Here is a 12,057-nt window from a genome sequence, read left to right as displayed (position 1 = left end):
TTGCCGATTGCCGATTGCCGATTGCCGATTGCCGATTGCCGATTGCCGATTTACGCCAGTACAGTGATCAACGACTTAATGATCGCTGCCAGTTTCACTCCTTCAAAGATCCGGCTTTCAGTACCGCCGTGTTGTAAAATGGATTGTTCGTGAGAAGTAATACACATTTCACAACCATTGAGAGAAGAAACCACCAGGCTCACCAGTTCAAAAAATTCTTTCCCTAAAACCGGGTTCATCATAATGCTCATTTTTATCCCGGCCGGTGTGTTGGTATAAAAATCCTTCTTCACATAATGACGGAACCGGTAGAAAATATTGTTCGCGTTCATCAGCGAAGTGCAAGAAACTATTTCAGCCAGTTCGGCATCCGTAGCGCCTGCTTCCTGCGCCTGTTTATAAAAACTATCTTTCAGCAGATCGAACTTTTCATTCACCGCTACGGCATAGGCCAGTAATAACACTTCCTTTTTATTCAGGTATTGCGTGTTGTTCAGCACATTGCTCACATTGATCTTCAGATCTTTTATATATCTCGACTCTACCTGTATCAATTGCTGTGCGGTAGCAGAAGGTGTATAGTCAGGTATTTGCAAATCATTCAACATATTGTTGAAAGTCTCATTTTGTACCAAAGTTCCCTGGCTCATGTTGTTGCGTTTAGCTTTTAAAATAACAGGACCGGTTTTGCCGGCCCTGTATTGTTATCCCAAAGAGTGAAAATTAATTCATGTTCAGCTGCTCAGTCAGTGTTTCCTGGCCTTTTTGCCAGTTACAGGGACACAGTTCGTCTGTTTGCAACGCATCCAGTACACGAACCACTTCCTGTACATTACGACCAACGTTCAGGTCGTAAACACTCACCCAACGCACAATACCTTGTGGATCGATGATGAAGGTAGCGCGTAAAGCAACTTTTTCTTCCTGGTCAAGAATACCCAGCTCTTCAGCCAGTGATTTGGAAGTGTCGGCCAGCATGGGGAATTTAAGATCGCGCAGATCGCTGTGATCTCTTCTCCAGGCTGCATGCACAAATTCTGAATCGGTTGAAGCGCCGATCAATACGGCATCTCTATCAGTAAATTCGCTGTGTTTTTTATTGAATTCTGCAATTTCGGTTGGACATACAAACGTGAAATCTTTCGGCCACCAGAACATGACTGTCCATTTGCCTTTAGCAGCAGCATAATCGTTGGTGATTTCCATAAATTCTTTTCCTTTCTCAATAGATACAACCGCTTTCTTCTTAAATGCCGGAAACTGACTTCCAATAGACAAAATTCTGTAACTCATATTATGGGTTTGTTTTTTACAAAAAATAGTTGGCGCACCTATCATGATACGCGCAGGCGTTCAGTATACATATTTGGTTGGGAAACAATCGTTGTCCGCCAGTCGGCGGCCTGGTTAGATGTGCGCAAAGATGATGAAAAATAATATAGATATTTATAGGATTATTCTATAAAACGATAGATTTTGTCTATAACGTGTCAGAGTTGTATCAAGATGCGGTTTCAGGTTGCAAGTTACTGGTTACAGGGTTGATTAGAATGGGGCCTTACGATCTGAACCCTGTAACCTGAAACTTGTAACATTCTCCTATTAAATCCAGGGTTCTGGTTTGCCGTTTCACGTTTTTCGTTTCACGATTTCCCAGTACCTTCGCACGGCTAAATCACAGTATCTGTTAAAAATCATTTAGCGTAAGCATATGAAGTTCAGAAACTTTAAAATGGTCAGCTATGTTATCTATGGCCGAGGCAGTTTTAACCAACTCGATGAAATTTTAGCTCCACATAGAAAAGGCGATGCGCCCATGATCTTTCTTGTAGATCACTTTTTTGAAAAAGGCGCCGCTACCGGCGACGGCAAACCGTTACTCAACCGTATCCCCCTTCGTGGTAAGGACAAAGTGATCTTTGCCGATGTTACCTACGAACCAAAGACAACCCAGGTTGATAAACTGGCCAAACAATTAAAAGATGAGTTCGGAACAGTGAGCGGCATTATTGGCATTGGCGGCGGTTCAACCCTCGACCTGGCCAAAGCGGTTTCTTTAATGATGAACAATCCCGGTTCTTCAGCCGATTACCAGGGCTGGGACCTGGTTAAACAAGCCGGTGTTTACAAAGCCGGTATACCCACCCTCAGCGGAACAGGCGCCGAAGTTTCCCGTACTACGGTACTTACAGGGCCAACCCGTAAGCTGGGGATGAACTCAGATTTTACTCCCTTCGACCAAATAGTGCTTGACCCCGAATTAGCCGCCAATGCACCGGTTAACCAGCGTTTTTATACCGGGATGGATTGCTACATCCATTGCATTGAAAGCCTGCAGGGAACCTTCCTCAACGAATTCAGTAAATCATATGGCGAGAAAGCCCTGGAATTGTGCCGGGAAGTTTTCGTAAACAAGAACCATTGGGATGCTGAAAGTGATGATAAACTGATGATGGCTTCCTATGCCGGCGGTATGAGTATCGCGTATTCACAGGTTGGCGTTGCACATGCGGTGAGCTATGGCCTAAGCTACCTGCTGGGCACCAAACATGGCATTGGCAATTGCATTGTGATGAACCACCTGGAACCCTATTATCCCGAAGGCGTTGCTGAATTTAAAAGAATGGTTGAGAAAAATAACATCGATATCCCCGTAGGTATTTGCAAGGGCTTAACCGATGAGCAGTTCGATACCATGATCAATGTATCACTGGGCATGAAACCCCTGTGGGAAAATGCGCTTGGGAAAGACTGGGAAAAAATTATGACCCGTGAGAAACTGCGGGCCTTATACGAAAAGTTGTAATTAATAGTATTACCTCATATTTATCAGGTGGGTCATGCTTTCAGCATGGCTCACCTTTTTTTGGTGCCAGGGTGAGCCATCAGCGCTGACGGACGACCCACCTGTTTAGCGTTCATCATAATTTATTATACAGCAACGCTGCCATTGCGTAAATTCACCTGCAAAAACCTGTTATATGAAAAAAATCCTTTTCGGACTAAGTCTGTTCGCAGCTGCCTCTTCATTTGCCCAGGACAAATTCTCACCTGCAATTAAACAAGGCACCAAACTTAACTTCTCTGCTATGGTGAACGGGCAAACCTTTCCCTGTGTATTTTCATTAGATTCATTAACGGCTGCCTATGTTAAAGTAGGGTGGAGTGTTGAAGGCTTTGGCAGCGGCGGCTGGGTTATGAAAAGCAAATCGCTTGAAAGCGGCAACCGTGGTTTCTGGGGCCAGCCCAATCCCGGTACAGTGGAAGATATGGCCGATGACCAGGTGGTAATGCTGTTCTCAAAAGCCCAGTGGGATATGTTGCAAAAAGACAAAAAGATCAACTTCGATCAGCAGACCTATACCGTAAAAACGCCCACCGAGCAACAAGAGTTCAAAATTTCTGGCAAGACTGTTGATGCGTATTACCTGGAAAGCTCAAATGGTTCAACCCATATCTGGATCCTGAACAATGCAGCTACCCCCTTATTATTAAAAATTGAAGGAAACACCCTGGGCGCCGACCTAACCTTAAATTCGATAGAATAGGTATAATTGACCGTTTGGGCGGTTTTTATACAATGGCTTTATTAACCATGCGTTATCTAACTGCAGGAAATGATTTTTCGGATTTTTAAGCCATTTTTGTAATATGAGCATGAACCCTCAGAAATACCTGCGTTACTTAATGTTGCCCTCTTTGTTCGGAACCGCCCGAACCAAGGAAATATTGCAGGTTAATCCCACCGTTCTGCCGCAACGCGAAGAGGCGAATGAAGTAAAGATCTTCGTATACGAATACGATGCCCATTCTGTACATGAATATGGCATAGAAAGCGTGGGAGACTGTCTGCATTGCAAGGAAGGCAGGTACATCAGCTGGATCAACATCGACGGACTTCGCAAACACGATGTGGAAACCATTTGTAACGATTATGGTATTCACCCGCTGGTTATTGAAGATATTCTCAGCATTAATCAACGCCCCAAGTTCGATGAGGTAGACGGCATTTTATTTTGCCTGCTGAATATGTTATACTTCAACGAACAGAAAAAATCAATTGAAACAGAACAGATCAGTATAATACTGGGTCCTAAATACGTGCTTTCTTTCCAGGAAGATTCCGAGCGGGATGTATTCAATCCTCTTCGGCACAGGCTCAAGATCAACAACGCCAAGATCAGGCAACGCGGGGCAGACTACCTGTGTTACTCGCTGCTGGATATGATCGTTGATAATTACTTCATCGTAATGGAAAAAGTGAGCGAGCAGATAGAGATCGTGGAAGAAGAAGTGATCCGCAATGCCAATACCCGCTCACTGGCCCGTATTAACCAGCTGCGTAAAGAACTGATCGTGCTGAAAAGGAACTTTGCACCAGTGCGTGATCTGCTGAATGGCATCATCCGCAGTGAAAGTGATCTGCTCGATGAGGCTACTACCAAATATTTTAAAGACGTTTATGATCACATTATACAGGCCTATGATCTCAGCGAAAACTATCGCGATATAATAGCCAGTATGCAGGATCTGTATATAAACAATGTGAACCTGAGGATGAACGAAGTAATGAAGGTAATGGCCATCGTTACCTGTTTACTGGCTCCTGCAACCGTTATCGGCGGCATCTTTGGTATGAACTTCGAGACTATCCCCTACATCCATAACCGCTGGGGATTTTTTCTGGCAGTAGGCGCCATGCTGCTTATTCCCCTCTGGATGATCCGCGCTTTCAGAAAAAAAGGGTGGTTTTAAGCCCGCCCCTTCCGGACAAAACGTTCGGGCATGGTTTGATTGTTTGCTGGTGCTAATTCCCGAACTTTATAAGGAACCAAACATTTATTGCCATGCCCTCAAATCGCCGTCATTTTTTAAAACAACTGGGTGGATTGGCAGCCGGCTTTGGCGCCGCTTCCACCGGATTATCTTTTATCAATCCTTCCAATACCCCTGAACCAGGCATAGCGCCCCCTCCCCTGTTTTTTACCATTTCCCTGGCCCAATGGTCGTTGCATAAAAAGTTATTTGCAAAGGAAATGGATAACCTCGATTTTCCTGCCATGGCCAAAAACACCTATGGCATCAGCGTGGTAGAATATGTGAACCAGTTTTTCAAGGATAAGGCAAAGGATGAAAAATACCTGGCTGAGTTGTTGAAACGCTGTAATGATAATGGGGTTAAAAATCATCTGATCATGTGCGATGGCGAAGGCGAAATGGGTTCATCGGATGCCAAGGTAAGAAACGAGGCAGTTGAGAACCATTATAAATGGGTAGATGCCGCCAAGTACCTGGGTTGTGCCACCATCAGGGTAAACGCCTTCGGACAGGGCAGTGCGGAAGAAGTGCAGAAATCAGCCGCTGAGTCGCTGAGTAAGCTGGGCGAATATGCCGCCAAAACCGGCATTAATGTAATAGTAGAAAATCATGGTGGTTATACCTCCAATGGTGAATGGCTGGCTGGGGTAATGAAAAAAGTAGGCCGCAAAAACGTAGGCACGCTGCCCGATTTTGGAAACTTCTGCATCAAACGCGAAGGCGGCGCTCAATGGGGCACTAAATGCATTGAGGAATATGACAGGTATAAAGGGGTAGGTGAAATGATGCCTTATGCCAAAGGCGTAAGCGCTAAAACCCATGATTTTGATGAACAGGGTAATTGCATTGAAACCGATTATTTGAAAATGCTGAAAGTAGTAAGAGCAGCCGGGTTCAAAGGTTATATGGGCATCGAATATGAAGGCGATAAATTAAGTGAAGATGAAGGCATTAAAAAAACAAAGGCCCTGCTCGAACGAGTGGGCGCAATGATTAAATGAATCTTTTAGGGTGGGTCACCTTTTAAAGGTGACTCACCCTGTTAGAAATCCCTAATAACTTGTTTCGTCCAGTTTCACTTTCCCTTTAAAGGTCCAGAATACAAATGAGGTATAGGTACCCACCAGTGGTGTTCCTATCAATGCAATGATCAATAATATCTTCATGGTCTTTGGCGATGCCGCTGCATTATGCACCGTTATACTATATTGCGGATTTCCTCTTGAATACAATAAATAAGGAAACACTTCCAGCGCCACCATTATCAACAATAAAGCAATAGTTGCAGAAGAAAATATAAACGCATAGCGGTAATTACCCTTTTTCAACAACCGCGGAATATTGGCAATGGCCAACACCATCAATATGGGTACAATAAAAGAAGAAGGATGCTCTCTGAAAAAATCACTGAGGTGCGGCACATACAATAAGGTGTACAATGTAGTGATCACAAAACTCAACACAAAAAAGATGATGAACTGTCGGGCCAATAAATACAGTTTGGTATACAACCGGCTCTCGGTTTTCATGGTGAGGTAAATAGCGCCGTGCATCATAAACAAAGCCAGCGTAGTAATGGCCACCATAATTGAAAAGAAATTAAAGAACGATAACCAGTCGCCCGCAAATTCTTTATGTTCATTCAATGAAATACCATACGCTACATTCCCCAGCATTAAGCCGAGTGATAAAGAGATAATGATAGAAGCCACGCAATACACAATGTCCCAGGTTTTGCGCCATAACTTCCCGGGTTCTTTACTTCTGAATTCTATGGCAACGCCTCTAAAGATCAATCCCACCAGGAACACCATAAACGGAACATAAAAAGCAGAGAAGATAGCCGCATACGCTACGGGGAAACCGGCAAACAAGGCGCCGCCGCCAATTACCAGCCATACTTCGTTTCCATCCCACACCGGACCGATTGCATTCAGCGCAATTCGCCGGCTTTGTTCTTTTGTTAAAAACAGGTGTAATGAACCAGCGCCCAAATCGAATCCATCCAGAATCGCATACCCACTGATCACAGCGCCAAAAACTAAAAACCACCAAACGTTATAATCGAATCCTAAGAAAGTTTCCATGTTAAAAAATTGTAGTGAGTAGTTTGGTTAGTGGGCTGCAATCGCGCCTTTTCCAGTGTGATCTAATATAGGGTTATCACGTTTGCTACCTTCTTCAATATCTTCCTTGGTACCATAATCAACGGGGCCGTGTACAATTTTCTTATTTAATAAATACAGGAACAGCACAAATAACAACAGGTACACTACCGCGAACATAACCAGGGAGAACACTATCTGGTTGGCTGTAACAGTTTTCGACAGGGCATCAGAAGTTTTCAACAAACCATATACCACCCATGGCTGTCGGCCCATTTCAGCGGCAAACCAGCCGGTTTGATTGGCTATCTGTGGTCCCAGCACTGCCCACACGAATATCCACATCAACCAACGTTTTTCGAACAGTTTATTCCTGAAACTCAACCACGATGCATACAGCGTTAAGGCGATCATAAACATACCCAGCCCCACCATAATATGGTAGAACTGGAAAATAGTATTTACCTGTGTAGGTCTTTCTTCCGGTTTAAAAGCATTCAATCCTTTAACCGGTTTTTTAAAATCAAATTGGGTGAGAAAAGATAAACCGCCGGGGATCCTGATCCCGGTTACTTTTTGATTCTTTTGATCTACATAGCCCAGTAAAAACATATCGGCCACGGCCATTGAATCGTAATGCCCTTCGAGTGCAGCGAGTTTTGCCGGCTGATGTTTATACACCACATCAGCACTGCTATGCCCCGCTACCAATTGCAACAGGGAAAAAACAGTAGCAGCTACCAGGGCTATTTTGAAAGATCGTTTTGCAATGTCGAGGTGTTTACCTTTTAAAATATACCAGGCGTTCACACTTAGTACTAAAAATATCCCGGCCAGAAAGGCGGCTATCCAAACGTGCATCAGTCGTTGTACGCTCGAGGGGTTGAAGACCATGGCCCAGAAATCGGTGATCTCTGCGCGGGCTTCCATGCCAGTACCTACAATATGAAAACCGGCGGGCGTTTGTTGCCAGGAGTTGGCTACCACAATCCAGATGGCGGAGAACATGGAACCCAGGAAGACCATGACAGTGGAGAAGAAGTGCACGCGCGAGCTAACCCGGTTCCAGCCAAAAATGAGTATTCCCAAAAAGCCAGATTCCAACGCAAATGCAAAGATACCTTCCGCTGCCAGGGCGCTTCCGAAAATATCGCCCACGTATTTTGAATAGGTGGCCCAGTTGGTACCAAACTCAAACTCCATTATAATACCGGTTGCTACGCCTATACCAAAGATCAGGGCGAAGATCTTTATCCAGAAACGGGTGATCTGCTCATACATTTTATTGCCCGTTTTCAAATACAAGCCTTCAAACACAACTAACAACAAACCAAGACCGATACTTAAAGGCGGGTAGATGTAGTGAAAGGCAATAGTGAATGCAAATTGGATGCGTGCTAATATTTCAACGTCCATGGTCGGGCAGTTTTAGTTCTTAGTTCTATGTAAATGCGCTACAATTTGGACTTAGCAATCGTATTAATCATTCCTCCTCCCCCAACCGGGGGAGGCCGGGAGGGGGCCAAAAAAAAAGCCGACGCTATGGCATCGGCTTCGTTAGTTATTTCTTTTTAAAGATAGGCACTGTGCTGCAAGGTTCGCCATACATTATGCTTTTAGCTACCGGCATCAACTTTTTTGTTATGGCCAGGTAGGCAAACTCTCCTATGGGTATCTCCCCACAACCTTTTACAACAATTCGTTTATCAATATACGGCGTAGCGTCGATGGCATCGATCTTTTGTACAAACAATTGCTGACGGGCAGTTGCTTCATCCCCAAAAACAATATCCTTTGCAACCGGCTGCAGATACGACCCCACCAGCATATAAGCCCACATGGGAATAATGGCATCTGCTGTACAGGTAACGGCTACTACTTTATTCTGGTAAACACTCCAATCGTTGTTTTGCAAGGCGGCGCGGAACTCCTTTTCTTTCAGGATCAGCTCCATAAATAAATGGGGCTTCAGATCAAAGACCGCAATTTCCTCCGCAGGAAAATAGCTTTCCAGGTCAAGGGTGACCAGCTGGCTTTGCGCGACCTTATTTACTATTTCTTCACTCATATACTTTCACTAAACAGATACAAAGGTAACACGGAATAAGCTAAATAGTAAACAAGTTTATTGAGTCCATCTTAGAGGGAGGTTGAAAAGTTGACAGGCTGACAAGTTGATACGGGAACCAGATCTGAAGGTTCGCGCTGATAAACAAGCTGATATGAGTGAATTTCAAAAAAATAGGGTTGACGAGCTTAAAACTTGTCAACCCTATTAACTTGTTAACTTATTAACTAAAAGAATCTTATTCTATTATCTTTTATGTCAGCCGATTTCTTCATGATCTCCATAACTCTGTAACCAAACATAGCACCCATTTGTTGTTGCATGGCCTGCTGTTGCGCTTTGGCATCGAAGTTTGGATTAGGTGCTGCACTGATGTTATTAACCTTAATAACAAATACGCCAATTTCACCTTTTATTGGACCAGAAACTTTTGACTGGTATTCTTTATTGAAAGAAGCGCCCAGTACTTTCATTTCGTTGCCCACATTTGGAATAAACGAGCTGCCGAAAGAAATACTGTCATTGTTAAATACCTGTTGACCGGTAGCTTGTGCTACTGCTTCGAGGGTTGAAGGACTGCCAATTTTCTTAACAATGTTCTCAGCCTTTTTCTCATTGCGCACTTTGTATTCAACCAATGGACGGGCTTTTTCAACTGACATGGTTCCTTTTTCAGAAACGTTGGTAACTGCAGGTACTACAAATTTATCACCTACCTGGTAGGCATGCTCAGCTACAGTTCCTTTTTTAGCATCATTGAACGCCCAGCGAATAATTTCACGTGATTCGCCCAGACCCATGATCATGAAATCAGATTCTTTCACATCAGCCTGTAATTTATTCAGCTTTCCTTTTGCAACATTATCATCAAACTGTTTCAGATCACGGCTGGCTGCAGCAAACTGCGAAGCCATACCGCTGGCGGTGTTGATTGTTTCATCACTTGGAACAATGGCCTGAGAGATATAAGCAATTTTATAAGCTGTCTCCATTTTCTTCTGGCTCAGTACTTCTATATAATGGTAACCGCTGTAAGACTGGTTCTCAACTTTCACCACTTTCTTATCACCCACATTACCGTAGAAGATCACTTCAGCAAATTCTTTGCTCAGGTTAGAGAACTGCAAAGAAGTGAATTCATATTCACCTTTTTTATCCTTGCTGCCAGCATCGTCGCTATATTTAACAACCATGCTGTCGAAGTTGGCGCCGCCTTTAATAGCAGTTTCAATGCTATCGATCAATTTTTTAGCAGCGCTGTCGGTTCTGGCCTGACCTTGCTGATCGCCTATTTTAATTAAGATGTGACGGCATTTGACACTGTCGGGCATTTGACGACGGCCAACCATTTTAGCCATGGTATAATTTGGACCATCCAGGTAAGGCCCGATGATCTGACCATCGGCCAGTTTGCGCAATGTATCGGCATTGCCCATTTGCATGTGGCTGCTCAGCACATAGCCATCAAAAAATGGCGTTTCGCTTGCACTGTTAGCAATCAGGGTTTGAATTTCGGCAGTAGTATTGGCGGCGGCCAACGCATCATGCTGTTTGGCTACGTTATTATATACTGTCTGGGTATCATTAGCGCTGGGAGCAGCGTTGAAAGAAACGTATACCAGGTTACGCTCATTTTCCTGTTGGTAAGCGTCTTTATGTTTATTAATATATTCCCGAATATCATCCTCAGTTAATCTGATTGTAGAATCAGGAATAGTAGAGTATGGCACATTCACATAAGAGATAGCTGCACGTTGGCTGTTTTCGGCATTGGTTTTCTCCAACAACCATTTTGGAACGTACATGCTTTTTCCAACCAGTGAAGTGAATTTCTCGCGTTGACGGCTTTTTTCGAGGGCAGGTACAAACTCACCCCAGAAGCTGGTGTATTGAGGCGTACCTTTTTTCAATGAACGAATGGCCTGGTAAGCAGCCTGTGCATTAAATCTACCGGTTGAATCGGTAAACTGTTGTTTTAACATTTGGGGCGGGTTAGCACCATATAATATATCACCCACTTCTTTGTCAGATATAGTGATGCCGAGTTTGGCATATTCGTCTGTCATTAACGCGTCCTCAACGAACTCGTTCCACAGGCTTTCACGGATCTGGCTACGCAATTGGTCATTCACGGGGTAATTCTGAGCACGGTAGTTATCTTCGGCCATTTTGTAACGTGCCTCAAAATCGCGGACATCAATACTGGTACCATTAACTTTACCCAGCGTAGTTGAATTACCGCTGAACAAACCCCGGCCGCCTCCCTGAAGGGCATCCTGTACAATAAAGGCAATAAGGGCTAATGCAATCGCACCAATGATAATCCACGCTGCTTTGTCGCGGATAGATTGAATAACTGACATAAAATAAGTGTATACCTCTTTTAATAAGGATGGCAAAAATAGGTGAAAAATGTTTATGAACAAATTGTGGAAAACCGCTCAAAACCAGCATCAAGTAAAGGTTTTACCTGTCCCCATAGCTGTGAATAACGCCAAATATTCTAATATATGCGATCGTTGTGGAACAGTGTCGTGAAAACAATTCTAACATTAAAACTGGATAACCTCTAAAATATGTTGGTAACCCGGGTTTTCACACTTCAGAATCGGTGGATAGTTGGCCAATAAGTTTCGATCAGTACTTTCACCTATCAAACGGTGTATAAAAACCCCAGGTTATTAGACCTCCATTAACAGACTTTCTAAATGTTATTATCGTTAATTCTTTTCAGGCCCTTTTTATTCCACCGGCGTGGAAAACTGTCTAAAACCTACGCCAGTCCTTATTTGTTGTATGTGGAGAGAAGGTGGAAAACCGTGGATAACCAGGTTGTTGTAACTTTACCAAATTTCCTGACAGTCATTTTATCCACTAATTCACAGCCGTAATAATAATAGGTTATTTATAAAAAAAAGAGATTAATATAAATACTATGGAAGATATCCACGTAGCTAACGCAAAAAAAAATGTGCCGAAGAAAGGATTCCTTGACATCGAGATTGACCCCACGATCGATTTGTTTTCTGAGATCGAACGCTTGAAAAAAGAAAAAAATATGTTGCT

General features: G+C 43.5%; 10 protein-coding genes. 4 read left to right on the top strand and 6 right to left on the bottom strand.

All coding sequences use genetic code 11. The features are described 5' to 3' along the window. Positions 1-50: 50 nt before the first annotated feature. Positions 51-650, bottom strand: a complete 600-nt coding sequence (locus ACJ751_RS12795) for a carboxymuconolactone decarboxylase family protein (protein ID WP_407745887.1) — start codon at positions 648-650, stop codon at positions 51-53. A gap of 73 nt (positions 651-723) precedes the next feature. Further along, positions 724-1,281 (bottom strand): peroxiredoxin, encoded by a 558-nt coding sequence (locus ACJ751_RS12790; RefSeq protein WP_394365450.1) that lies wholly within the window; start codon positions 1,279-1,281, stop codon positions 724-726. Positions 1,282-1,711: 430 nt separating this feature from the next. Here ACJ751_RS12790 and ACJ751_RS12785 point away from each other — a divergent pair, with 430 nt between their 5' ends. From ACJ751_RS12785 to ACJ751_RS12770, 4 genes are all read left to right on the top strand, one after another. After that, a complete protein-coding gene (locus ACJ751_RS12785; RefSeq protein WP_407745886.1) occupies positions 1,712-2,806 on the top strand; it encodes an iron-containing alcohol dehydrogenase family protein in 1,095 nt (364 codons plus the stop codon). 175 nt (positions 2,807-2,981) lie between these two features. After that, positions 2,982-3,548, top strand: a complete 567-nt coding sequence (locus tag ACJ751_RS12780) for a hypothetical protein (RefSeq protein ID WP_407745885.1) — start codon at positions 2,982-2,984, stop codon at positions 3,546-3,548. A 103-nt stretch (positions 3,549-3,651) separates the two neighbouring features. Further along, positions 3,652-4,755: a magnesium/cobalt transporter CorA gene (gene corA, locus ACJ751_RS12775; protein ID WP_407745884.1), complete on the top strand. Its 1,104-nt coding sequence runs from the start codon at positions 3,652-3,654 to the stop codon at positions 4,753-4,755. 92 nt (positions 4,756-4,847) lie between these two features. Further along, positions 4,848-5,819 carry a sugar phosphate isomerase/epimerase family protein gene (locus ACJ751_RS12770; RefSeq protein ID WP_407745883.1) on the top strand — a complete coding sequence of 324 codons (972 nt, stop codon included), beginning with the start codon at positions 4,848-4,850 and terminating at the stop codon, positions 5,817-5,819. Between the two features lie 51 nt (positions 5,820-5,870). Here the strand turns inward: ACJ751_RS12770 and cydB are convergent, their stop codons facing one another. The 4 genes from cydB to ACJ751_RS12750 all read right to left on the bottom strand — a co-directional run bounded on the left by cydB (position 5,871) and on the right by ACJ751_RS12750 (position 11,354). Further along, positions 5,871-6,905: a cytochrome d ubiquinol oxidase subunit II gene (gene cydB / locus ACJ751_RS12765; protein ID WP_407745882.1), complete on the bottom strand. Its 1,035-nt coding sequence runs from the start codon at positions 6,903-6,905 to the stop codon at positions 5,871-5,873. A gap of 27 nt (positions 6,906-6,932) precedes the next feature. Next, positions 6,933-8,339 (bottom strand): cytochrome ubiquinol oxidase subunit I, encoded by a 1,407-nt coding sequence (locus ACJ751_RS12760; RefSeq protein WP_407745881.1) that lies wholly within the window; start codon positions 8,337-8,339, stop codon positions 6,933-6,935. A gap of 145 nt (positions 8,340-8,484) precedes the next feature. After that, complete coding sequence (locus tag ACJ751_RS12755) at positions 8,485-8,991, bottom strand: DUF2480 family protein (RefSeq protein WP_407745880.1); 507 nt, start codon at positions 8,989-8,991, stop codon at positions 8,485-8,487. 227 nt (positions 8,992-9,218) lie between these two features. Beyond that, positions 9,219-11,354, bottom strand: a complete 2,136-nt coding sequence (locus ACJ751_RS12750) for a peptidylprolyl isomerase (RefSeq protein ID WP_407745879.1) — start codon at positions 11,352-11,354, stop codon at positions 9,219-9,221. Positions 11,355-12,057: the final 703 nt, after the last annotated feature.

The sequence above is a fragment of the Niastella sp. genome (assembly GCF_045805085.1).
Lineage (GTDB): Bacteria > Bacteroidota > Bacteroidia > Chitinophagales > Chitinophagaceae > Niastella.
This window is presented reverse-complemented; position numbering and strand designations above follow the sequence as displayed.

Excerpts from the sequence above, each read along its gene's own strand:
- ACJ751_RS12795 (WP_407745887.1), bottom strand. The coding sequence starts at position 650 with ATGAGCCAGGGAACTTTGGTACAAAATGAGACTTTCAACAATATGTTG.
- ACJ751_RS12785 (WP_407745886.1), top strand. The coding sequence starts at position 1,712 with ATGAAGTTCAGAAACTTTAAAATGGTCAGCTATGTTATCTATGGCCGA.
- ACJ751_RS12780 (WP_407745885.1), top strand. The coding sequence starts at position 2,982 with ATGAAAAAAATCCTTTTCGGACTAAGTCTGTTCGCAGCTGCCTCTTCA.
- corA (WP_407745884.1), top strand. The coding sequence starts at position 3,652 with ATGAGCATGAACCCTCAGAAATACCTGCGTTACTTAATGTTGCCCTCT.
- ACJ751_RS12770 (WP_407745883.1), top strand. The coding sequence starts at position 4,848 with ATGCCCTCAAATCGCCGTCATTTTTTAAAACAACTGGGTGGATTGGCA.
- cydB (WP_407745882.1), bottom strand. The coding sequence starts at position 6,905 with ATGGAAACTTTCTTAGGATTCGATTATAACGTTTGGTGGTTTTTAGTT.
- ACJ751_RS12760 (WP_407745881.1), bottom strand. The coding sequence starts at position 8,339 with ATGGACGTTGAAATATTAGCACGCATCCAATTTGCATTCACTATTGCC.
- ACJ751_RS12755 (WP_407745880.1), bottom strand. The coding sequence starts at position 8,991 with ATGAGTGAAGAAATAGTAAATAAGGTCGCGCAAAGCCAGCTGGTCACC.
- ACJ751_RS12750 (WP_407745879.1), bottom strand. The coding sequence starts at position 11,354 with ATGTCAGTTATTCAATCTATCCGCGACAAAGCAGCGTGGATTATCATT.